The sequence below is a fragment of the Pseudomonas sp. Z1-14 genome, from assembly GCF_051132005.1.
GTDB lineage: Bacteria > Pseudomonadota > Gammaproteobacteria > Pseudomonadales > Pseudomonadaceae > Aquipseudomonas.
Map to the genome: position 1 here is coordinate 4,445,973 of NZ_CP071646.1, position 21,387 is coordinate 4,467,359.

At 60.6% G+C, this 21,387-nt stretch carries 22 protein-coding genes; 4 read left to right on the forward strand and 18 right to left on the reverse strand.

Annotated elements, in window-relative coordinates:
- The first annotated feature begins 471 nt into the window (after positions 1–471).
- The gene (locus J3P89_RS20415) at positions 472–2,136 is read left to right on the forward strand and encodes an electron transfer flavoprotein-ubiquinone oxidoreductase (protein WP_434625132.1); all 1,665 of its coding nucleotides are present in this window, start codon (positions 472–474) and stop codon (positions 2,134–2,136) included.
- An 88-nt stretch (positions 2,137–2,224) separates the two neighbouring features.
- Here J3P89_RS20415 and J3P89_RS20420 read toward each other — a convergent pair whose 3' ends face one another.
- The 5 genes from J3P89_RS20420 to J3P89_RS20440 form a co-directional block, all read right to left on the reverse strand.
- Positions 2,225–3,028, reverse strand: coding sequence for an IclR family transcriptional regulator (locus J3P89_RS20420; protein WP_013693986.1), 804 nt, complete (start codon positions 3,026–3,028; stop codon positions 2,225–2,227).
- Between the two features lie 60 nt (positions 3,029–3,088).
- Positions 3,089–4,399 carry an MFS transporter gene (locus J3P89_RS20425; protein ID WP_434695485.1) on the reverse strand — a complete coding sequence of 437 codons (1,311 nt, stop codon included), beginning with the start codon at positions 4,397–4,399 and terminating at the stop codon, positions 3,089–3,091.
- Positions 4,400–4,590: 191 nt separating this feature from the next.
- The gene (gene dgoD / locus J3P89_RS20430; protein WP_003179439.1) at positions 4,591–5,739 is read right to left on the reverse strand and encodes a galactonate dehydratase; all 1,149 of its coding nucleotides are present in this window, start codon (positions 5,737–5,739) and stop codon (positions 4,591–4,593) included.
- Between the two features lie 49 nt (positions 5,740–5,788).
- The gene (locus J3P89_RS20435; protein WP_434653189.1) at positions 5,789–6,409 is read right to left on the reverse strand and encodes a 2-dehydro-3-deoxy-6-phosphogalactonate aldolase; all 621 of its coding nucleotides are present in this window, start codon (positions 6,407–6,409) and stop codon (positions 5,789–5,791) included.
- A gap of 19 nt (positions 6,410–6,428) precedes the next feature.
- Positions 6,429–7,412 carry a 2-dehydro-3-deoxygalactonokinase gene (locus J3P89_RS20440; protein WP_434695486.1) on the reverse strand — a complete coding sequence of 328 codons (984 nt, stop codon included), beginning with the start codon at positions 7,410–7,412 and terminating at the stop codon, positions 6,429–6,431.
- Between the two features lie 185 nt (positions 7,413–7,597).
- Between J3P89_RS20440 and J3P89_RS20445 the strand changes: the two genes are divergently transcribed.
- Complete coding sequence (locus tag J3P89_RS20445; protein WP_434695487.1) at positions 7,598–8,230, forward strand: glutathione S-transferase family protein; 633 nt, start codon at positions 7,598–7,600, stop codon at positions 8,228–8,230.
- A 3-nt stretch (positions 8,231–8,233) separates the two neighbouring features.
- Here the strand turns inward: J3P89_RS20445 and J3P89_RS20450 are convergent, their stop codons facing one another.
- The gene (locus J3P89_RS20450; protein WP_434569340.1) at positions 8,234–8,716 is read right to left on the reverse strand and encodes a GNAT family N-acetyltransferase; all 483 of its coding nucleotides are present in this window, start codon (positions 8,714–8,716) and stop codon (positions 8,234–8,236) included.
- Positions 8,717–8,882: 166 nt separating this feature from the next.
- Between J3P89_RS20450 and J3P89_RS20455 the strand changes: the two genes are divergently transcribed.
- Positions 8,883–9,224, forward strand: a complete 342-nt coding sequence (locus J3P89_RS20455; RefSeq protein WP_305496037.1) for a hypothetical protein — start codon at positions 8,883–8,885, stop codon at positions 9,222–9,224.
- A 47-nt stretch (positions 9,225–9,271) separates the two neighbouring features.
- Positions 9,272–9,652, forward strand: a complete 381-nt coding sequence (locus J3P89_RS20460; RefSeq protein WP_434695488.1) for a Rho termination factor N-terminal domain-containing protein — start codon at positions 9,272–9,274, stop codon at positions 9,650–9,652.
- Positions 9,653–9,927: 275 nt separating this feature from the next.
- On the opposite strand, the gene araH is transcribed toward J3P89_RS20460, so the two are convergent.
- From araH to J3P89_RS20520, 12 genes are all read right to left on the reverse strand, one after another.
- The gene (araH, locus tag J3P89_RS20465; RefSeq protein ID WP_305496039.1) at positions 9,928–10,896 is read right to left on the reverse strand and encodes an L-arabinose ABC transporter permease AraH; all 969 of its coding nucleotides are present in this window, start codon (positions 10,894–10,896) and stop codon (positions 9,928–9,930) included.
- Positions 10,897–10,905: 9 nt separating this feature from the next.
- Positions 10,906–12,450 carry an L-arabinose ABC transporter ATP-binding protein AraG gene (gene araG / locus J3P89_RS20470; RefSeq protein ID WP_434695489.1) on the reverse strand — a complete coding sequence of 515 codons (1,545 nt, stop codon included), beginning with the start codon at positions 12,448–12,450 and terminating at the stop codon, positions 10,906–10,908.
- 75 nt (positions 12,451–12,525) lie between these two features.
- Positions 12,526–13,530 carry a substrate-binding domain-containing protein gene (locus J3P89_RS20475; protein WP_434695490.1) on the reverse strand — a complete coding sequence of 335 codons (1,005 nt, stop codon included), beginning with the start codon at positions 13,528–13,530 and terminating at the stop codon, positions 12,526–12,528.
- Positions 13,531–13,704: 174 nt separating this feature from the next.
- The gene (locus J3P89_RS20480) at positions 13,705–14,523 is read right to left on the reverse strand and encodes an SDR family oxidoreductase (protein WP_434695491.1); all 819 of its coding nucleotides are present in this window, start codon (positions 14,521–14,523) and stop codon (positions 13,705–13,707) included.
- Positions 14,524–14,759: 236 nt separating this feature from the next.
- Positions 14,760–15,635, reverse strand: coding sequence for an SMP-30/gluconolactonase/LRE family protein (locus J3P89_RS20485; RefSeq protein WP_434569345.1), 876 nt, complete (start codon positions 15,633–15,635; stop codon positions 14,760–14,762).
- Positions 15,632–16,378, reverse strand: a complete 747-nt coding sequence (locus J3P89_RS20490; protein ID WP_434695492.1) for a FadR/GntR family transcriptional regulator — start codon at positions 16,376–16,378, stop codon at positions 15,632–15,634. Before J3P89_RS20490 ends, J3P89_RS20485 begins: the two co-directional genes overlap by 4 nt.
- Before the next feature lie 306 nt (positions 16,379–16,684).
- Positions 16,685–17,245, reverse strand: coding sequence for a DUF1285 domain-containing protein (locus J3P89_RS20495; RefSeq protein WP_434695494.1), 561 nt, complete (start codon positions 17,243–17,245; stop codon positions 16,685–16,687).
- A gap of 16 nt (positions 17,246–17,261) precedes the next feature.
- Complete coding sequence (locus tag J3P89_RS20500) at positions 17,262–17,867, reverse strand: DUF4823 domain-containing protein (RefSeq protein WP_434569347.1); 606 nt, start codon at positions 17,865–17,867, stop codon at positions 17,262–17,264.
- 230 nt (positions 17,868–18,097) lie between these two features.
- Positions 18,098–19,066: a GTP 3',8-cyclase MoaA gene (locus J3P89_RS20505; RefSeq protein ID WP_434695495.1), complete on the reverse strand. Its 969-nt coding sequence runs from the start codon at positions 19,064–19,066 to the stop codon at positions 18,098–18,100.
- A gap of 137 nt (positions 19,067–19,203) precedes the next feature.
- Positions 19,204–19,842, reverse strand: a complete 639-nt coding sequence (locus J3P89_RS20510; protein ID WP_003204240.1) for a TetR/AcrR family transcriptional regulator — start codon at positions 19,840–19,842, stop codon at positions 19,204–19,206.
- Between the two features lie 383 nt (positions 19,843–20,225).
- Entirely contained in the window at positions 20,226–21,020 is a 795-nt protein-coding gene (locus tag J3P89_RS20515) for a TatD family hydrolase (RefSeq protein WP_434695497.1), read from the reverse strand.
- A 10-nt stretch (positions 21,021–21,030) separates the two neighbouring features.
- Positions 21,031–21,387, reverse strand: coding sequence for a PilZ domain-containing protein (locus J3P89_RS20520; protein WP_305496049.1), 357 nt, complete (start codon positions 21,385–21,387; stop codon positions 21,031–21,033).

Consider the following 21,387-nt stretch of genomic DNA (forward strand, 5'->3'; position numbering starts at 1 on the left):
CACCTCTAAAAACGCCGGCATGAACCACACATGACCTTGCTCACGGGAGTGAAGACCATTCGTCAGTGATGACCGATGAGTCATTCATTATCGCGGCGTGTAAACTGCGCGTCCGAACCGCGCACCTCGTCACTTTGTGCTGCCTTCGCCCTGTCTTTAGAGGTGCTCTTGAAACCAACAGTCAGCCTACGGCGAGCGCAAAACCGCCCGTATCTTGACCGGAACGCCTATTCCGGTCAATACGGCAAAATGGTCGTTCATAAGCCGTACGTCAGTGATTTATCTGGGCTGCGGCAATTTCAAACGAACGTTTGTATTGGACCCCAAGAGTGGTGTAGATATAATGCGCCGCTCAGAGAGAGAAGCGCGGGTCATCCATTGTCGCTTTCGTCGCTCGGCGAAGGAAATAACGGATGCAACGCCAAACCTCCAATTAGAAAAAACTGTAGAGCCTTGAGTAGGAGATAGCCTGTGGAACGCGAATACATGGAATTCGACGTGGTCATCGTCGGTGCCGGCCCCGCTGGCCTGTCTGCCGCTTGCCGACTGAAACAGAAGGCCGCCGAAGCCGGTAAGGAAATCAGCGTCTGCGTGGTCGAAAAAGGCTCCGAGGTCGGTGCGCACATTCTCTCCGGCGCGGTGTTCGAACCGCGTGCCCTGAACGAACTGTTCCCGGACTGGAAAGAACTCGGCGCGCCGTTGAACACGCCGGTGGTGCGCGATGACATTTATGTCCTGCGAAACGCCGAGGCGGCGAGCAAAATCCCCGACTTCTTTGTGCCCAAGACCATGCACAACGAAGGCAACTATATTATTTCCCTGGGCAACCTGTGCCGCTGGCTGGCCCAGCAGGCCGAGAACCTGGGCGTGGAAATCTACCCTGGCTTCGCCGCCCAGGAAGCACTGTTCGATGAAAACGGCGTGGTTCGCGGCATCATCACCGGCGACCTGGGTGTCGACCGTGAAGGCAACCCGAAGGAAGGCCTCTACACCCCAGGCATGGAACTGCGTGGCAAGTACACGCTGTTCGCCGAAGGCTGCCGTGGTCACATCGGCAAGCAACTGATCAAGCGCTTCAACCTGGACAGCGAGGCCGACACCCAGCACTACGGCATCGGTCTGAAAGAGATCTGGGAAATCGACCCGGCCAAGCATCAGCCTGGCCTGGTGGTGCACACCGCCGGTTGGCCGCTGGACATCATGGGCACCGAAAACACCGGCGGCTCGTTCCTTTATCACCTGGAAAACAATCAGGTGGTGGTCGGTCTGATCGTCGATCTTTCCTACAGCAACACCTTTCTGTCGCCGTTCGACGAGTTCCAGCGCCTCAAGCATCACCCGGTGCTCAAGCAGTACCTGGAAGGTGGCAAGCGCGTCAGTTACGGTGCTCGCGCCATCGCCAAGGGCGGCCTGAATTCGTTGCCGAAAATGGTCTTCAAGGGCGGCGCGCTGATCGGTTGCGACCTCGGTACGTTGAACTTCGCCAAGATCAAGGGCAGCCACACCGCAATGAAGTCCGGCATGCTCGCTGCCGAAGCAGTGGCCGATCGCCTGTTCGCCGAGTCCGAAGGCGGTGACGAACTGACCGCCTATGTCGATGGCTTCAAGAGCAGCTGGCTGTACGAAGAACTGTTCGCCAGTCGCAACTTCGGCGCAGCGATCCACAAATACGGCGCGATCGTCGGAGGCGGCTTCAACTGGCTCGACCAGAACATCTTCGGCGGCAAGATTCCGTTCACCCTGCGCGATACCAAGCCGGACTATGCGTGCCTGAAACTGGCGGCCGATTGCAAGAAGATCGACTACCCGAAACCGGACGGCAAGATCAGCTTCGACAAGCTCAGTTCGGTGTTCATCTCCGGTACCAACCATGAAGAAGAACAGCCTTGCCACCTGAAGCTGACCGACCCGAGCATCCCGATCGGCAAGAACCTGCCACTGTACGACGAACCGGCCCAGCGCTACTGCCCGGCCGGCGTGTACGAAGTGATCACCAAGGAAGACGGTGAGAAGCGCTTCCAGATCAACGCCCAGAATTGCGTTCACTGCAAGACCTGCGACATCAAGGACCCTGCACAGAACATCACCTGGGTCACGCCGGAAGGCGCCGGCGGACCGACCTACCCGAACATGTAAGCCGATCCGCTGAACATCAAGGCTCCCGAATGGGGGCCTTTTTGTTGCCTGCCATCAAAAAACACCCCAACACCATGAGTGACGGCCGTCAGACCTTGGCGCCCAGCTCCGCCGACAGCCGCGCGGTGACGCCTTTGACCAGGGGAATCAGCTCGGCCATCTTTTCCAGCGGCATGTATGGCACGGTGCTGGCGATGCTGATACCGGCGACGATACGCTTGCCGGCGTCGCGGATCGGTGCCGCCACGCAACGAATCGACGGTTCGTTGTCTTCGAGGTCGAAGGCATAGCCGCCTGCTACGTATTCCACCATTCGTTGCTGGAACTGCTCCCAGGACTGTTCCTGATGCTGGGGCCAGAACTGATTCTTCCCACCCGCCGGAAGGCTGATCTCGTACAGCCTTTTCCATTGTTCCTGGGAGTCATCGAGCATCAGCGCCTTGCCGATCCCGGTGCGCGCGAGTGGCATGCGGTGGCCCACCCGTGAGCGCATTTCCGGTCCGTTGCGGCCCGGATTCTTCAACAGGTACAGGACCTCGTCGCCCTCGCGAATCGCCAGGTGGACGGTGTCTCCGGTGAGCGCCGACAGCTCGTCCAGGTACGGCCCCGCCAGACTCACCAACGGCAGTTCTTCCCGCGCCTGGAAACCCAGCTCGATCAGCTTCGGCCCCAGCAGATAGCCCACTTGCGGCACCACGCGCAGATAACGCTCGTCCACCAGGCAACTGGCGAGGCGATGGGTGGTGCTGCGGGTGGTGCCGATCAGCCGGGCGATTTCCTTCAAGTCACGGGCGCCGCTGGCGACCGCCTGGACCACGCCCAGGCCACGCAGCAATGTCTGGGTGCCTGTAGGCGCGGCGTCCTTGGTGATTTTTGGATCGTCTTGCTGCATATCCGGCCTTTCACAGTGAGCGGGGGAACGGGCGGCATTATGGTCGCCCGCCCCTCGGGACTACAACTCGATGCGCTCGACTTTCCCGACCAGCAGAATGTAGGACAGCGCGCCAATCAACGCCAGAACGGCGATGTAGGTGATGGCCGGGGCAAACGAATCGCCGCTGGCGAGAAAACCAATGACGATCGGCGTGGCGATGGCCGCCAGGTTGCCGATGAAATTGAACACCCCACCGGTCAACCCCAACAGCCGTGCCGGCGCCAGAGTCGATACCAGCGACCAAGTGATCGACGCCAGGCCGTTGCCGAAGAAGGCCAGGGCCAGGAATGCAATCACCAGCGGCGTCGACTCGACGAAATTGGCGCCGATGATTGCCGTGGAAATCAACAGACCACCGATAATCGGCAGCTTGCGCGCGAACCCCACTGTGGCGCCGCGACGAATCAGCCAGTCGGAGAAGAACCCGGAACACAACACGCCGACAAACGCCGCGAGGAACGGCAGCGACGCCAGCAAGCCGGATTTGATGAAATCCATGCCGCGATATTTCACCAGGTAGGTCGGAAACCACGTCAGGAAGAACCACAGCGTGGAGTTGAGGCAGAACTGGCCCAGGTAAATCCCCCAGAGCTTGCGCTGGGTCAGGACGATGCCGAGATCGGTCCAGCTGAATTTCGCCTTGGCCTTGGCCGTCTCGGCCTGGATATCCACCAGCCCGCCGCCTTCGCGGATCAGTTCGATTTCAGCGGCGTTGGCGCCTTTGAAATCCCGCGGCTCGCGATACACCGCGTACCAGATCACCGCCCAGAGAACGCCGACGGCACCGGTCACGACGAACACCATGTGCCAGCCGAAGGCATGCTGCAGCCAGGCCAGGACCGGCGTCAGGAATGCCAGGCCGACAAATTGCCCGGACGTATAAAAACCGATTGCCGTGGCCCGTTCACGCTCGGGAAACCAAGTGGTGACCACGCGGCTATTGATCGGATAAGCCGGCGCCTCCAGGGCGCCGACGGCCATGCGCAGGACAAACAGCGCGATGAAGCTGGCAGCGAAACCGAGCATCACCGTGGCCACCGACCAGAGCAGCAGCGCCACGCTGTAGAGAATGCGTGGCGGCACGCGGTCCACCAGCCAGCCACCGGGAATCTGCATGGCGGCGTAGGTCCAGCCGAACGCCGAGAAAATCAGCCCGACATGGATCGGATCGATCCCCAGTTCGCTGGTCAGTGCGGGGGCGGCAATCGAGAGGTTGCTGCGGTCCAGGTAATTGATCACCACGGTGATGAACAGCAGGACCATGATGAAAAAACGTTTGCGGCTGGGCGTCACCAACGACGCCTGCGCGCTCAGGGTGTGCGCTTGCATGTGAGGTGCCTCTTTTTATGTTTATTGAGGGTGAAACTCTTGAGCGGTCACGTCACTACCGTGGCGAGGGAGCTTGCTCCCGCTGGGCTGCGTAGCAGCCCCTGGGTTTATGAGTTGATGCTTGTGCGACTGCTGCGCAGCCCAGCGGGAGCAAGCTCCCTCGCCACGGGGGAAAGTGGGCGGCCAGGCATTCACCACTCGGCAAAACTGCCATCGGCATGGCGCCAGATCGGGTTGCGCCAGCGGTGGCCGATGGCCGCGCGCTCGATGACGTATTCCTCGTTGATCTCGATGCCCAGGCCCGGGCCGTTGGGGATCTTCACGAAGCCTTTGTCATAGTCGAACACCTGCGGATCCTTGATGTAATCCAGCAAGTCGTTGCTCTCGTTGTAATGGATGCCCAGGCTCTGCTCCTGGATGAACGCGTTGTAGCAAACCGCGTCCAGCTGCAGGCACGCCGCCAGCGCGATCGGGCCCAGCGGGCAGTGCAACGCCAGCGCCACGTCATAGGCCTCGGCCATGTTGGCGATCTTGCGGGTTTCGGTGATGCCGCCGGCGTGGGAGGCATCCGGCTGGATGATGTCCACGTAGCCTTCGCTGAGCACCCGTTTGAAGTCCCAGCGTGAGAACAACCGTTCGCCCAAGGCGATCGGCGTGCTGGTCAGGGGTGCCAGTTCCTTGAGCGCTTCGTAGTTTTCGCTGAGCACCGGCTCCTCGATGAACATCAACTTGTAAGGGTCGAGCTCCTTCATCAGTACCTTGGCCATCGGCTTGTGCACGCGGCCGTGGAAGTCCACCCCAATGCCGACGTTCGGCCCGACCGCATCGCGCACCGCCGCCACGTTGGCCAGGGCCAGGTCGACTTTTTCAAACGTGTCGAGAAATTGCAGCTCCTCGGTGCCGTTCATCTTCACCGCAGTGAAGCCCCGTGCAACGGCTTCTTTCGCCGCTCGGGCGGTGTCCGCCGGGCGGTCGCCGCCGATCCACGAATACACGCGGATCTTGTCGCGCACCTGGCCGCCCAGCAGATCGCTGACCGACACGCCCAAGGCCTTGCCCTTGATGTCCCATAACGCCTGATCGATACCGGCCAGCGCGCTCATGTGAATGGCACCACCGCGGTAGAAACCGCCGCGATAGAGCACGGTCCAGATGTCCTCGATGTTGCGCGGGTCTTTGCCGATCAGGTAGTCGGACAATTCCTCGACGGCGGCCGCCACCGTGTGGGCACGGCCTTCGACCACCGGCTCGCCCCAACCCGTCACGCCCTCGTCGGTCTCGACCTTGAGGAAGCACCAGCGCGGCGGAACGATAAAGGTGGTCAACTTGGTGATTTTCATCTTCTTGTCTCTCTTGTCGGATGCAGCGCGCGGGGCGCTGGGAAAGTCTTCAGCTCAAAGCGTTCCATGCGGCCACGTAGGCCTTGGCGCGCACCGCCACTTCGTCCACTGTCAGGCCCGGCTTGAACAGCCCGGAACCGAGGCCGAAACCCTTGACGCCAGCCTCGATGAACACCGCCATGTTGTCCGGCGTGATCCCGCCCACCGGCACCAGCACGGTCCCGGCCGGCAACACCGCAAGCCAGGCCTTCACCACTGCCGGGCCCATCTGCTCGGCCGGAAACATCTTCAACACATGAGCACCCTCGGCCAGCGCAGCGAAGGCTTCGGTGGGCGTGGCGACGCCGGGCGACAGGTACAGGCCCGCCGCTTTCGCCGCGCGCAGCACCTTTGGATCGCTGTGGGGCATGACGATCACCTGGCCGCCAGCCGCTTTCACCTGCTCGACCTGCTCCGGTGTGAGCACTGTGCCGGCACCGATCAGGCAATCGGCGGGCAACGTGCTGCGCAGGATGCGGATACTTTCGTACGGCTCAGGAGAATTGAGCGGTACTTCGATGACGCGAAATCCGGCGTCATAAAGGACTTCGCCGATAGCGGCCGCCTCTTCGGGACGTAGGCCGCGCAAGATCGCGATCAGCCCGTTTTGCGCCAGTGCTTGGGTGAGCATTTCAAGTCTCCAGTGAGGTTTAGCGCGATGCGGTGGAATCGAGCAGCCCGGCCGCCACGGCCAGTTGCCACAGCCCGCGTTCGGTGGCCTGTTCGGCCAGGGTCACGCGGGCGAACCCGCAGGCGTCGAGAGCCCGTTGATAGCGGGCACATAGTTGAGAGTTGCCGATCAGCACCACCGTTGGCAGATGCACGCTGTTGCGTCGCTGCCGCTGCACGGCGGCCAGGGCGGTCAGTTCATGGCCGATGAGCAGGCCGGAAAGATAGTCGGCCTGGGCGCTGGCACCGAGTTCGCCGGTCAAGCCCAGGCTGCGGGCGCTGAATACCGTGGACAGCGGGCCGATCTGGCCGTCTACCGACAGCGCTACCTGCACGCCACGATCAAACGCCGCGCCGTCGAACGCCACACCGCGTTGCTGGGTGCGGCCGAGAATGCTGTGGTCGCTGAGCACGGCGAAGATCTCGCCGGTCATGAAGGTGTCGAAATGCACGATGCAGCCATCGGCCACTTCCACCCATTTCGAATGGCTGCCCGGCAGGCCGATCAGCACCGCTTCGTTCGGCAGGCTGGCCAACGCACCGAGCACCTGGGTTTCTTCGCCGCGCATGACATTGGGCAGCCGGGAACGTTGGATCACTCCCGGCACAATGTGCACATCGACTCCGCGAAGACTGCGGATGACCTGTAGGGAATGTCCGAGGTTGGCGACGTTTGCCGGCGTGTCGCAGTAAGGCGCTTCACGCCAGCCCTGGGCGCTGCCGACCATGCCACAAGCGATGACGGGCAAACCTGGCTGCGCATCGAGCCAGTCGCCGCAGGCTTCATCGAAGGCCAGTTCGAAACCGTTGTTGCACGCCTGGCCGGCAACCGTGCGCGGCCCGGACGGCAACTGCATGATCCCCGACGACAGCGAACGCTGTTCGAGCACCTCGCCTCCAGCGGCAAGTTTGTAAGCTCGTAATGAGGTCGTACCCCAATCGAGCGCTATCAATTGCGCCTGCATCCGCTTCACCTGTTTTGTTTATTGGCAGTGAGTGAAGCGGAATATAAACCCGGGCGCCGGAAAATCTCAATATATAAATATCACTCCCATATATTGGGATATAAAAGCATCCCGTAAAACCATCGCTATCTGCATGAGACCCTGCTACGTTTTTTGACCGGACGCCAAACATCAGGGACAAAAAAATGGAACACTCACTGAAGATCCTCGGCCGCACCTCTTCGATCAACGTCAGAAAAGTACTCTGGACCTGTCAGGAACTGGGCATCCCTTACGAACGCGAAGATTGGGGTATCGGCTTTGCGTCGACCCATGATCCTGCATTCCTGGCCCTCAACCCCAACGCCCAGGTGCCGGTGATCATTGATGAGAACGGCGTGCTCTGGGAGTCGAACACTATTTGCCGCTACCTGGTTGGCAAGCATGGGCGCGACGACCTGTTGCCCATCGAACCTGCCGCCCGCGCGCGCGTCGAGCAGTGGATGGACTGGCAAGCCACGGAGCTCAATCCGTCGTGGGGGGATGCGTTTTATGGGTTGGTGCGCAAACATCCGGATTTCCAGGACCCACAGCTCATCGCTGCCGGGGTTAAAGGCTGGAACGAGAAGATGGGGTTGCTCGAGCAGCAGTTGAATCACACCGGCGCCTATGTGGCCGGCGCGAAATTTTCCCTGGCGGACGTGCTTATCGGCCTGTCCGCGCACCGCTGGCGCCAGACGCCCATGGAGCGTCCGGACTATCCAGCCGTGGCCGCATATTGCAAGCGGCTCGAACAGCGTCCCGGATTTGCCGAGTACGCATCCAGCGCCTACTCGTAAGCCTCAATTGCCGTTGGCGAAATCCCGCAGTACCTTGCCATCCATGCGGTAGCGCACCCATTCTTCCTGGGGTTGCGCGCCAAGGGATTTGTAGAACTCGATGGCCGGGGTGTTCCAATCCAGGACGCTCCACTCGAAGCGACCGCAGTCGTTGTCGCAGGCGATCTTCGCCAGATGCCGCAACAACGTCTTGCCCGCCCCGCCGCCGCGTTGTTCGGGAGTGATATAGAGGTCTTCGAGGTACAGGCAATTGCTGCCCAGCCAGGTGGAGTAACTGAAGAAAAACACTGCGAAGCCGATCGGCACGCCATCACGCAGGCACATCAACCCATGGGCGGTTGCGCCTTCGCTGAACAGGCTGCGCTCGATATCGGTAACGCTGGCGATGACTTCGTGGCGGGCTTTTTCGTAATCGGCAAGCTCAGTGATGAAGGCAAGGATTTGCGGCGCATCGCTGGGTTGCGCAGGACGGATCTCGATCGACATGAACGGGCCTTGTAGCCAATTGAAAGCACCATACTAAGCCGCTGCGCGGCGCTCGTCACATCTTCTGGAGACAACTTTCATAGCGCCGTTCGTCGCCATCAAGGCACCAACCCCGCTCCCGCGCGGCCAAAAATCAGGCAAGCATTCCTAAAACGGAGGCTACACCATGATCAGTTCCAGGCTGACTGCGTTCACATTTGCCGCTTTGTTGTCCTCGGCGGCTTTCGCGGCCACGACTTCAGGGACCGGCCCGACCGATCCGGTACAGGCACCGAATTCGCCCGCCACCCAAGGCTTGCCCAAGCTGAATACCGACGGCACCGGCGGCACCTTGAACAATGGCCAGCCGCCCGCCACGGGCACCGATCCACGGGTCCAGGGTAATGACACCGGTCGCCAGGGCGGCATGAACACCCCGGACTCCACCGCTCCGGATAACGCCGACACCGGCGTGGGTTCGAAAACCACCACCGGCGGTTCCGGTTCGGAAGGTGGCGCCAACCAATAGCCTGGCTCGCAGGTGACTCTGCTCACACGCCAGAGGAGGAACAGTTCATGCCTCGTGGAAGCAAAGACAAATACACCGACAAGCAAAAGCGCAAGGCCGAGCACATCGAAGAGAGTTATGAGCAAAAAGGCGTGCCGGAGGGCAAGGCCGAAGCTCGGGCCTGGGCGACCGTCAATAAGCAGTCCGGGGGTGGCGAACGCTCCGGTGGGTCCGGCAAGAAAAAACCCGCCGAGGCCAAGCAATCCGATCGCAAGGAATCGGCCCGGCGCGCCGTCAAGTCGCGTGAAGGCCACCCGCGCACCAGCAAAGCCTCCCATGAGGCTCAGACGGTGGACAGCCTGATGAAGGAAGCCCGGACGAAAAACATTCCCGGACGCTCTAAGATGCGCAAGCAGGAGTTGGTCGAGGCGTTGCGCAAGGCTGGGTAATAATAGTTGGCGTCAGCAAGCACGCCTTCGCGAGCAGGCTCGCTCCCACACAGGATCTGCGGTGCGCTAGTGTTTCTGCGCCCGGCACAACCCTGTGGGAGCGAGCCTGCTCGCGAAAGCGGCGGGTCTGCCAAGTAGATATCGGATCTGCTGCCCTCTTTGCGAGCAGGCTCGCTCCCACACTGGTCTGCGCTATGCCAAGGTAACGAGGCCTGGCACGCAACCTGTGGGAGCGAGCTTGCTCGCGATAGCGGTAGGTCAGTCGCCAGCGATCTTCAGCGCTGCTTCAACCGATCGATCACCACCGCCAGCAACAGGATCGAACCACGGATGACGTACTGGTAGAACGTGTCGATATTCTTCAGGTTCATCGCATTCTCGATGATCGCGAGGATCAGCACACCCGCAATGACGTGGCGAATCATGCCGATCCCGCCACTCAGCGAAACCCCGCCCAATACACAGGCCGAGATCACCGTCAGCTCGAAGCCCTGGCCGATCATCGGTTGGCCCGAGGTCATGCGCGACGCCAGGATCACACCCGCCAACGCGCCAATCACGCCATGCACGGCGAAGATGATGATCTTGGTGCGATCAACGTTCACCCCCGCCAGCAACGCCGCTTCCTGGTTGCCGCCGATGGCCATGGTGTTGCGCCCGTAGGTGGTGTAGTTCAACAACCAGCCGAAAAACAGGAAGCAGACAATCGTGATCAGGATTGGCACCGGCACGCCAAACAGCTGGCCGTTGCCGAAGACGAAGAACGATTCCTGGGACACGCCGACCGCTTTACCGTTGGCGAAGATATACGCCAGGCCGCGAACGATCTGCATCGTCGCCAGCGTCGTGATCAACGCATTGACTCGCAGTTTCGCGATGACGATGCCGTTGATCAGACCGACGATCAGCCCCATCACCAGCGCCGCGCTGACCCCGAGGAACACGCTGTTGGTGTCGCGCATTACCACGGCAGCGACCACGCCGGCACAGGCAATCACCGAGCCCACCGACAGGTCGAAGTGCCCGGAAGCCAGGCAATAAAGCATGGTGCAGGCGGCAATGCCGGTGGTGGAAATCGCCAGGCCCAGGCCCCGCATGTTCAGCGGCGACAGGAAGTTGTCGATCATCAGGGTGCAGAGCACAAAGATCCCGATAGCCGCCAGCAGCATGACCCAGTCGTCGAGGAAGCGGCGCAGGTCGAGGGGCTTGCGTGCCGTTGGCAGTGCATTGTTTTGAATGGTCATGATTACCTCTCAGTTCGCCGCGTCGGCAACGCGTTGGCGCGGCAGCGCCAGTTGCAGCAGGTTGGATTCGTTGGCCTGGTCACGCGGCAGCTCGCCGCGCATGGCCCCTTCGCACAGCACCAGGATCCGGTCGGAAATGCCCATCACTTCCATCAGGTCGCTGGACACCACGATCACGGCGATGCCATCGGCCGCCAGGTTGTGGATGATCTGGTAGATCTCGGCTTTCGCACCGATGTCGATGCCCCGTGTCGGCTCGTCCAGCAGCAGGACCTTCATCGGCATCGACAGCCAACGCCCGAGGATCGCCTTCTGCTGGTTACCGCCGGACAGGTACATGATTTTCTGGCTCGCCGCGGGGGTCTTCACTTTCAGCGACTTGATCTGCTTGTCGGCATTGCCCCGCTCCCATTCGCCGCGCAGCAGGCAGCCGAGGGTCGAATGGGACGGACGCGCGCTGATGTTGATGTTCTCGCCGACACTGCCCAACGGAATGATGCCTTCCTTCTTGCGGTCCTCCGGGCAGAGCAGCACGCCAGCGGCGATGGCATCCCGTGGCGAACGCAGTTTCAGTTCCTTGCCGTGCAAGACAAGGCTTCCCTCGCTCTGGCGCTCCAGGCCACTGAGCAAGCGAAACAGCTCGGTACGACCGGCGCCGACCAGCCCGAAGAGGCCAAGAATTTCACCCTTGTGCACCTCGAAACTCACCGGCTCGCGCAGGCCCGGCCCCAGCAGCCCTTTCACCTGCAGCGCCACATCGCCACGCTCACGCGGACGGTAGTCATAGATGTCCTGGATATCTCGACCGACCATGCAAGTGACGAGTTGATCATGGGTCAACTCGCTCATGTTTTCGAAGGTCCGGACATAACGACCGTCCTTGAACACCGTCACCGCATCACAGATTCGAAAGACTTCTTCCATGCGGTGGCTGACGTACAACACCACTTTGCCCTCGTCCCGCAGGCGGGCGATGATCGCCATCAAACGGTCGATTTCCCGCGCCGAGAGGCTGCTGGTCGGTTCGTCGAAAGCAATGACGTGGGCACCACGGGATAAGGCCTTGGCGATTTCCACCAACTGGCGCTGGCCGAGGGACAGACGACCGACTTTTTCCTGCGGGTCGATTTCGTCCGCCAGGCCTTTGAGCAGCGCCAACGCCTGCTGGCGCAGCACGCCGCGATTGACCAGGCCGAAACGCGCCGGCAAATGGCCAAGGAACAGGTTTTCGGCGACGGTCATTTCCGGCACCAGGTGCAGCTCCTGGTGAATCACCGCCACACCGCTGGCGATACTGTCGGCGGTGCCTTTGAACGCCATCGTCTGCTCACCGATCTGCAAGTCGCCGCTGCTCGGGATATAGGCGCCGCCAAGGATCTTGAGCAACGTGGACTTGCCCGCGCCGTTTTCACCCATCAAGGCATGAACCTGCCCTGGATGGGCGACGAAACTGATATTGGCCAGGGCCTGCACGCCGGGAAAGGTCTTGCCGATCCCGTTGAATCGCAAGCTGCCGCCAGTGTTATGTTGCCTTGTCGCTGTTTGCGCTTGCATAACCACCTCGAACTCACAGAGATCAAGCGGCCCGGTCACGCCTGTGACCAGGGCCGCTTTTGAATCAACCAGCCGTCAATTCCACAGGCCGATCTTTTCCAGTTCCTGCTTGAAGTTCTCCCGGGTGATCAGCGTCACCTCGTCCATGGCGGTGTACTTCGGCGGCTCCTTGCCGGTGGTGATCCACTCGTACATCATTTCGGCGGTCTTGTAGCCTTCGATGTGTGGGCTTGGCAGCATCGAACCGAAGAAGCCGCTATTTGGTTTCTTCAGCTCGCCGATGGCGTCGGTGCCGTTGATGCCGATACCGATCACGTTCTTGGCATTGAACCCGGCGGCTTCGGTAGCGCGCACGCCGCCCAGCACGGTGTTGTCGTTCATGCCGCCGATGATCAGGTTTTTCGCGGCGCTTGGCAGCTTGACCAGCGCCGAGTTGGTGGAGTCCATGCTGCCCGGCACGTCGAGGGTCTTCAGCGCCGTGAAAAGGATATGGTCTTCCGGCATACCGGCCTTCTTCAGGGCATCGACCGAACCATCGGTGCGCTTCTTGCCGGTGTCCAGCTCGTTGAAGGTATTGATCACCGCGTAGGTGTCTTTCCACTCCCAGTTGCGTTTTTTCGCTTCGGCAGCCATCGCGGCGCCCTGCTTCTGGCCCACCTCGAACGCGGCCATGCCCAGGTACGGCACGTCTTCCATGAATTTGCCGCTGGCGTCGACGAAACGGTCGTCCACGGCGATCACCTTGAGGTCGTTGAGCTTGGCCTTGGCCATGATGGCCGGGCCCAGGGATACGTCCGGCGGGCAGATCACAAAGCCCTTGGCACCGTTGGCGGCCAGGCTGTCGATAGCGGAGAGGGTTTTCTCGCCGTCAGGCACGGCAATCTTGATCAACTGGAAGCCTTTGTCCTTGGCCGCCTTCTCGGCGAACGCCCATTCGGTCTGGAACCAAGGCTCCTCGGCCTGCTTGACCAGGAAACCGATTTTTACCGCATCGGCCGCCAGCAGATGGCTGCTGAGACTGAACGCGGTAACCGCCAGGGCGGCGCGACACAGGGAACGGATCCCACGACGATGTTTCATAGCTGACTCCTTGTTTTTTTTATTGAAAGCCAAACGTCCAGGGATCTGCTCCACGTTGGTGGAAAAGCGCAGGCTGGCCGGTCAAATCGTGTTACTGCACAGCATAGGTCTAAATAGTCATATCGTATGATGATTGGATTACAGGCGAAGTTTCCCACTGCAATCCAGGAATATTCAGTCGTGGTACATGACCGAACGTCCTCCATCAATGGTGATGCATGAAGCGTTGATGAAAGGTGCTTCGTCACTGGCCAGAAACACCGCCGTCATTGCCACTTCGATCGGCTGGCCGATACGCCGTGGCGGGTGCAGATCCAGCGCACGCTGGCGTTCGGCCCGGGGATCGGCGAAGCCGTTCCAGTAATCGATATTCAGCTGGGTCTCGATGTAGCCCGGCGCAATGGCATTCACGCGCACGCCTTTGGGCGCGTATTCGACGCCCAGGGCACGGGTCAGCCCGAGCAGGCCATGCTTGGCCACCGGGTAAGGGAAACAGCCGGGAATGATGTGGGACGAATGGGTCGACGCGATATTGATGATGCTGCCCACGCCCTGCTCGATCATCTGTGGCAATACGGCCTTGCAGCCATACCAGGCACCGTCCAGGTCGATGGCGAAGCAGCGGCGCCAGTCTTCCTCGGTCATTTCCAGCGGATTGCGGAACACATTGACGCCAGCGCAGTTCACCAATACGTCGATGCGACCATGCAGTTCAACGGCGCGTCGGGCCATGGCGTGCAGATCCTGCTGGCTTGAAACATCGACCTTGAGTGCTTGGACATCCGCACCACGCCCACGCCAATGAGCGGCGACGGCCTCGACTTTTTCAGCCTGGATGTCACTGATGACCAGCCGCGCCTGTTGTGAAGCAAACGCAGCAACGATTGCCTCGCCAATGCCCTGGGCAGCGCCAGTCAGCAGCACGACCTTGCCTTTCAACCGTTCGCCCTTCGGTGGCTCCGGAACCGGTGGCAAGCAAAGCGCTTCAGCCATGAACCTGGGCTCCCGAGGCAAGACACGAGAAAAACCGGGCACCCACGGGTGACCGGTCAGGAAACGGCGGAACGGACAGTGGCTGGCGAACGCCGCTGGGGCGTTCGGGGGAAATTCGATGCATCGCTTCACCTGTTTTGTTTTTTTAGTGTGAGTGCGTATTGCTGATGGAGCCGACTATAAACCCGACCGCCAAATAATCTCAATATATATATTTACATCCCATATTCTGGGATCTAGCCAGCAAACCTCGTACAAGCCACGCCCGGCACGTCCACTCGCATCGACAGAACCGCACCGTCCAGCGGATGCCCAAGCGGACTTTGCGCACTGGTGATGTACAGCGTCCGCAGGTCGTCCCCACCGAATACACAACTGGTGGGACGGCTGACCGGCAACTCGATCACCCGATCGACATGGCCGTCCGGATGCAGCCGCAGCAGGCAACTGCCATCCCAGCGAGCATTCCAGATGTAACCTTGCGCATCCATTGCCGAACCGTCCGGCCCGCCACGGGAATGGGGGCCGAACCAGACCTCCGCGGGCGCCAGCTTGCCGTCGGGGTAGATGAAATGCCGATACAGCGTGCCGTCGAGGCTCTCACCGAAATACACCGTCGTGCCATCGGGGCTCCATAGCAGCGTATTTGGAATGCCCAGCCCGCGCAGCAGGGGCATCACTCGGCCATCGCCGCCGACACGGAACAGGCCGCCGGAACGTCGCTCGATCGGCAGGTCCTCGCCCTCTTCACCGATGTTGTTTTGCATGGTGCCCAGCCAAAGCTGGCCCAGCGCATCACAGCGCGCTTCATTGGCACGATTGCCAGGCTGGGGATCGGCCATGCACAGCAACTTCAGGCGCGGTTCCAGCCCAGGCGAATCCAGGTCCAGTCGATAGACGCCACTGCTCAATGTCACCAATGCATCGCCGCTCTGGGTCGGGATGAAGGCGGAAACGTGTTCGGGCATCTGCCAGATCTGCACATTGGCGCCGATCAACCGCAGCGCCTGCTTGCCGGCGATATCGACCCAATACAGCGCCTGGGTCGGCTCGTCCCAGAACGGTCCCTCGCCCAGTTTCGCCCGATGTTCCGTCACAGCCGTCCAGTTCATTGCAACCTCCCGTTCCCGGCTCGCCCGGTATTGTCTGTTCGACCGGCCATGACGTCGGGGTAGAAGCGCTTGATGGCCAGGTCAGCGTTATCGATCAGGGTCATGCAGGCCCAGACGCCGCGCGCCGCGTCGCGCTCGGCGATGGATTCGGCGATATCCTTGTGGATCGGCAAGGTGCGCCGCAATTCGTCCGGATCGGCCGCCGACACCTCGAACGAGACCGCCAGCAACGCGCCCAGGGCCGGGACCATCTGCTCGATGAATTGATTGTGGCTGGCGGCGAGAATGCATTCGTGGAAAAACTGGTCGGCAAGGTTGTAATCGGCGCCGCTGTCCACCGCCCGCTCCAGCGCATGATAAGCCAGGCGGATCGCCTGCACCTGATCAGCGGTCGCCCGTTCGCAGGCCCAGCGCACCGCCATCGGTTCGATGGTGCGCCGCAGGTCCAGCAGGTCGTCGACGAAGTTTTCCGGCAGGCCGCTGCGTGACAGCCAGCCAACCACCTGCGGGTCGAACAGGTTCCAGCGGCGCACCGGCAGTACTCGCGTGCCGACTTTCGGGCCGACTTCCAACATGCCTTTGGCCACCAGCGTCTTGATTGCCTCACGGATCACCGTGCGGCTGACGCCCAGTTGCTCGCCCAGATCAGCCTCGACCTTGATGGTTTGCCCAGGCTTGACCTGGCCGGCGGCAATCCAGCCACCCAGCCAATCGACGGTCGATGCGTGAAAACTGCTGGACATGACTACCCCGTGGGCTTTTCTTATCAGGCGCCCACGCTAATCATCATATGATTGGGTGTCAATTTGAATTTTGCATAACCACTGTGGGAGCGGGCTTGCTCGCGAAAGCGGTGGGTCTGCATGAAAAGGTGTCGACTATGCTGCCGCTTTCGCGAGCAGGCTCGCTCCCACATGAGTTGGGTTGAAACCCACATCCTGTGAACAACCAGTATCACTGTGGGAGCGAGCCTGCTCGCGAAAGCTCCCGCCCAACATCGTCTTGGCTGACACACCGCTTTCGCGAGCAGGCTCGCTCCCACGCAGGATTCAGGGCTCAAGGCCGATGGGGAAGAACACGCCGCCGCTCCATACGCCCAACCAGCGCTGACCATCGATCTCGCGACTCACCGCCAGCTCCACCAATTGATAAAACACGTTGCGATGAATCAGCGCTTCGAGGTTGCTGCGCACATGCACGTACGGCGCAGGCTCCTGGGTCTGGGGGTCGATGACCACCCGCATCGGATGATCGGGGCCGGCTTCGGTGGTTTCCTCGACATTGGTAGTAAAGCGCAACAACTGCCCTTCCCCCTCTCCTTCGACCTCAAGGGTCACGGCCACGAACGGGGCGTCGTCTACTGTGATGCCGACTTTTTCCACAGGGGTGATCAGGAAATAATCATCGCCGTCGCGGCGAATGATGGTGGAGAACAGCTTGACCATCGGCTTGCGCCCGATCGGCGTGCCCAGGTAATACCAGGTGCCATCACGGGCGATGCGCATGTCGATGTCGCCGCAGAAGTCGGGGTTCCACAAGTGGACCGGCGGCAGGCCTTTGGTCTTCGGGATCTGTCCCAGCAGGTCATTGGCTTTTTGCGGTCCGCTCATGGTGACTCCTTGAATTTTACTGGTCGCTTATCCCCAGCAAGGTGCGGGCATATTCACGCAGTGGGGCGGCGATCAAGTCTTCTGGCTGTTTGTCGTGCAACGTCAGTAAACCGCCACGACTTTTGATACGCGCAGTATCAATCAAATACTGGGTGCTGGTCTCGATCAACATGATCTGAATGACACCGGTATCGACACCCAGTCGATCCACGGCTTCTTCGTCCAGCCATTCGTCGGTGTTGCCGATGCGGTTGTCCGCCTTGGCGAACCGGGTATACAGCAAGTAATGAGCACCGGCGGCCCGCGCTTCGCCCATCGCCTGGTCGAGGCCTTCCGGGACCCGGGCGCGACGAACCATGGGGAAATACTCGATGAAACCGTTGAACGCTTCTTCAGCCACGACATTGGGCCGCGGATAAGCGCTGCCTGGCGGAGCAAAAGCACCCTGGGCAATGTAGATAAAGGAATCCGGCTGAATGCGCAGGTTGTTCACCCGACGGCTGTCGCTATGGTCCAGCAGGCCGGCGTCGCTCATGTGATAACGAACGCCCTCCCCCATGTCGCTGACATTCATGCAGCCACCCAGCGTCAAAACGGCCAGCAGCAAAAACAGGCTACGCATCCTATCCTCCAAAAACCGGTGACGGAAAACCGGCGAATGGCCATGGGATGCAGCTTTTGCGCCAGCTTGATGTGGATGGTTCGCTATTCCTGTGGCGAGGGGATTTATCCCCGCTGGGTGCGAAGCGCCCCCAAAGGATAGAAATATTCGACCTGATTCTCCGAGGCGATAGTTCCGGGGGTTGCTGCGCAACCCAGCGGGGATAAATCCCCTCGCCACAACAGCCTTATTCAGCCGCCGATGATCTTCATGATGGTCGCGCCACCGGAGAACGCCACTTCCTGCTTGTCCCCCAAGGCCTTGACCAACAGCCGCTGGAGCGCCGGCAATGCCTGGTGACGCGGTTTGTCCAACAGATCGCCAACGTAGTGACGGTTACTCGACGACAGGCAGCCATGCAACCAGCCCGTGGAAGACAGCCGCAGCCGCGAACAGGTGCGGCAGAACGGCACGCTTTCGTTGGCGATCACACCGAAGTGCCCCAACCCCGGAACCTCGTAACGCACGGCCGTGGCATCGATCGGCGCATCGGCCTGCAGATATTCGTACCGGTCGCCAATCAGGCCCAGCAGCTGCTGGAGGCTGACGAACTGTTGAAGGAACGCATTGGAGTCCTTGGCCAGGTGGCCCATGCGCATCAACTCGATGAAACGCAACTCATAACCACGCTCCAGGCAGTACTGGAGCAACGGCATCACCTGGTCCAGGTTCTGCCCGCGCAACGGCACCATGTTGACCTTGATCTTCATTCCCGCCGCCCGGGCCTGCTCCATGCCGTCCAGCACGGTCGCCAGGTCGCCACCACGGGCGATGCTGCGAAACGCCACGGGATCCAGGGTGTCGAGGGAGACGTTGATACGGCGGATACCGGCATTGACCAGCAGCGGCAGCTTCTTTGCCAGCAGCTGACCATTGGTGGTCAGACTGATGTCCTGCAGTCCCATCTGCCCCACCGCCGTCATGAAGCTTTCCAGCTTGGGGCTGACCAGTGGCTCTCCACCGGTGATGCGCAACCGCTCGATGCCGGCGGCTTCGATCAGATAGGCCACGCCCCGCGCCATGGCCTCGGCCGACAGTTCATCCTGCGCAGCCACCAGCCGCTTGCCGTCTGGCACGCAGTAGGTACAGGCATAGTTGCAGGCTGAAGTCAGGCTGATCCGCAAATTGCGAAAACGCCTGCCTTGACGGTCAACGATCATGATGACTCCGGCGAAAGAAGAATCGGGCCCGCAAAACCTGACCTAAAAATCAGATTTCTGCAAGACCCAAGCCTGAGTATATTCCTCGGGCAATGCGCCATGTAAGCAGACATGGCGCAATCAGACAGCTGAATGCCTCAACTGCTCGGGACGTCGGTGTCGCGCTTGCGCTTGTTGCCCATGCGCACGCCAATGTCCATCAGGAACTGGAAGAAGCCTTCCTGGTCTTCAAGCACATTGCTCCAGAACGGCGAGTGATACAGCGCCACGGCGCCATGCACCAGCGCCCAGGCTGCGCAGTAATGGAAATACGGCGGCACATCTTCGAGCTTGCCTTCGCTGATCCGGCCCTTGATCAGCAGGGTCAGGCGTTCGAAGTTGGAAGCGCGGATCTTGTGCAGCTCCTCGACCATTTCCGGCACCTGGTTGCCCTTGACCACCTTCTCTTCCAGGCGATCGAACAAGCGGTAACGCTGCGGGTCGCGCATGCGGAACTCGAAATAGGCCCGGGATAGCGCTTCCTTGTCCTTGTCCACATCGGCCGAATGCAACAACTCGTTCAAATCGCGCTCGTAATCGAGCATCAGCCGCAGGTAGATCTCGGCCTTGGATTTGAAATGTTTATAAATCGTGCCTTTGCCGATACCCACGGCATCCGCAATCATCTCGACGGTGACACTGTCTTCACCCTGGTCGAGGAACAACTTGAGCGCGGTGTCGAGAATTTCCTGCTCGCGGCGACGAAACTCACGGACCTTACGGGGTTCTTTGTGCATAAGAAAAAGGTCTGAAGGGTCAAAATTCGAAGCCGGGTATTATGCCTAAATTACGCAAAAATGCACGGATCATCCATTTTCGATCAGTGTTCTGCGGAAAACCGTGCAGTCCCGACTCCTCCGTTTACCTGGCACCCTACCGTACTGGCAGGTTAACAGGACAGTGAGAACCTATCCGAAGCGAGCGTATTCCAAATTTGTTTAAAAACCGCCGCAACCACACTGGACGCATCGCCACAGTGATCAATACTTGAACTGTCGGCGCGACATCTCCCCCAAGTGACGCGCCGATAAAGGTACCAACGGACCGAGTGCCTTTGTTTACTCCTAATGGTCTTAACCCGGATTCACCCCCCAGAACCCGGGTTTTTTTTGTCCGTGATTCAGGCCCTCGGCGAACCGACATGCGCCAGGGGGAACAGGCGCTTGAAGTTTTCCGTGGTCTGCTGCGCGAACCGCTCATAGGATTCACCGCGCAACATGGCCAGGAACTCGGCCACCTCGCGCACATACTGAGGAAGGTTCGGCTTGCCGCGATAGGGTATTGGCGCCAGGTAGGGCGAATCGGTCTCCACCAGCAATCGATCGGCCGGCACTTTGCTGGCGACGTCGCGCAGGGCGTCGGCATTGCGAAACGTGACAATTCCGGACAGGGAGATGTAGTAACCCATGTCCAGCGCAGCCTTGGCCATGTCCCAGTCCTCGGTGAAGCAATGCAGCACGCCCGCCTGGGGCAACGCCGCGTCGCGCAGCAGATCCAGGGTGTCGGCGCGGGCACCGCGGGTGTGGATGATCACCGGCTTGCCAGTCTGGTTAGCCGCTTCCAGGTGCAAGCGGAACGAAGCCTGCTGCACCTCGGCGGCCTCCGGCTCGTAGTGATAGTCGAGGCCAGTCTCGCCAATGGCCACCACCCGCGGATGGTCGAGCTCGTGCAGCAGCCAGTCCAGGGCCGGCGCGGCATCGGGCTGTACGTCCAGCGGGTGGATACCCACCGAACAATCGACATCCGCATAACGGTCGGCCAAGACCTTGACGTCGGCGGCGTTATCGGCGCTGACACCGATGCACAGGAAATGCCCGACGCCTCGTTGGCGCGCGGCATCCAGCGCGGCGTCCAGCGAACCGCCATGGGCGGCAAGGTCGAGGCGATCAAGGTGACAATGGGAATCTACAAGCATATGGGGCCAGCTACATCGTATGGGTAGGACGGTCGGACTTGAGGGTTCCGGCCAGGTGGGTTTCGATCTGATTGCGGGCCGAGTTGTCGCCTTCGTTGAACTGCACGCCAACCCCGGCCGCCCGGTTGCCCTGGGCGCCTTTGGGGGTGAGCCAGATCACCTTGCCCGCGACCGGGATTTTCTCCGGTTCGTCCATCAGGCTCAACAGCATGAACACCTCGTCGCCCAGGCGATAATTCTTGTTGGTCGGGATAAACAGGCCGCCATTCCTGATGAAGGGCATGTAGGCGGCGTAGAGCACCGACTTGTCCTTGATGGTCAGGGACAGGATGCCATTGCGTGGCCCGGGGCTGACAGGTTCGTTCAT

Bases quoted from the DNA above. Each gene is read 5' to 3' on its own strand.
- J3P89_RS20420 (WP_013693986.1), bottom strand. From the start codon at position 3,028: ATGCAGCAAGACGATCCAAAAATCACCAAGGACGCCGCGCCTACAGGC.
- J3P89_RS20425 (WP_434695485.1), bottom strand. From the start codon at position 4,399: ATGCAAGCGCACACCCTGAGCGCGCAGGCGTCGTTGGTGACGCCCAGC.
- dgoD (WP_003179439.1), bottom strand. From the start codon at position 5,739: ATGAAAATCACCAAGTTGACCACCTTTATCGTTCCGCCGCGCTGGTGC.
- J3P89_RS20435 (WP_434653189.1), bottom strand. From the start codon at position 6,409: ATGCTCACCCAAGCACTGGCGCAAAACGGGCTGATCGCGATCTTGCGC.
- J3P89_RS20440 (WP_434695486.1), bottom strand. From the start codon at position 7,412: ATGCAGGCGCAATTGATAGCGCTCGATTGGGGTACGACCTCATTACGA.
- J3P89_RS20445 (WP_434695487.1), top strand. From the start codon at position 7,598: ATGGAACACTCACTGAAGATCCTCGGCCGCACCTCTTCGATCAACGTC.
- J3P89_RS20450 (WP_434569340.1), bottom strand. From the start codon at position 8,716: ATGTCGATCGAGATCCGTCCTGCGCAACCCAGCGATGCGCCGCAAATC.
- J3P89_RS20455 (WP_305496037.1), top strand. From the start codon at position 8,883: ATGATCAGTTCCAGGCTGACTGCGTTCACATTTGCCGCTTTGTTGTCC.
- J3P89_RS20460 (WP_434695488.1), top strand. From the start codon at position 9,272: ATGCCTCGTGGAAGCAAAGACAAATACACCGACAAGCAAAAGCGCAAG.
- araH (WP_305496039.1), bottom strand. From the start codon at position 10,896: ATGACCATTCAAAACAATGCACTGCCAACGGCACGCAAGCCCCTCGAC.
- araG (WP_434695489.1), bottom strand. From the start codon at position 12,450: ATGCAAGCGCAAACAGCGACAAGGCAACATAACACTGGCGGCAGCTTG.
- J3P89_RS20475 (WP_434695490.1), bottom strand. From the start codon at position 13,530: ATGAAACATCGTCGTGGGATCCGTTCCCTGTGTCGCGCCGCCCTGGCG.
- J3P89_RS20480 (WP_434695491.1), bottom strand. From the start codon at position 14,523: ATGGCTGAAGCGCTTTGCTTGCCACCGGTTCCGGAGCCACCGAAGGGC.
- J3P89_RS20485 (WP_434569345.1), bottom strand. From the start codon at position 15,635: ATGAACTGGACGGCTGTGACGGAACATCGGGCGAAACTGGGCGAGGGA.
- J3P89_RS20490 (WP_434695492.1), bottom strand. From the start codon at position 16,378: ATGTCCAGCAGTTTTCACGCATCGACCGTCGATTGGCTGGGTGGCTGG.
- J3P89_RS20495 (WP_434695494.1), bottom strand. From the start codon at position 17,245: ATGAGCGGACCGCAAAAAGCCAATGACCTGCTGGGACAGATCCCGAAG.
- J3P89_RS20500 (WP_434569347.1), bottom strand. From the start codon at position 17,867: ATGCGTAGCCTGTTTTTGCTGCTGGCCGTTTTGACGCTGGGTGGCTGC.
- J3P89_RS20505 (WP_434695495.1), bottom strand. From the start codon at position 19,066: ATGATCGTTGACCGTCAAGGCAGGCGTTTTCGCAATTTGCGGATCAGC.
- J3P89_RS20510 (WP_003204240.1), bottom strand. From the start codon at position 19,842: ATGCACAAAGAACCCCGTAAGGTCCGTGAGTTTCGTCGCCGCGAGCAG.
- J3P89_RS20515 (WP_434695497.1), bottom strand. From the start codon at position 21,020: ATGCTTGTAGATTCCCATTGTCACCTTGATCGCCTCGACCTTGCCGCC.
- J3P89_RS20520 (WP_305496049.1), bottom strand. From the start codon at position 21,387: ATGAACGAACCTGTCAGCCCCGGGCCACGCAATGGCATCCTGTCCCTG.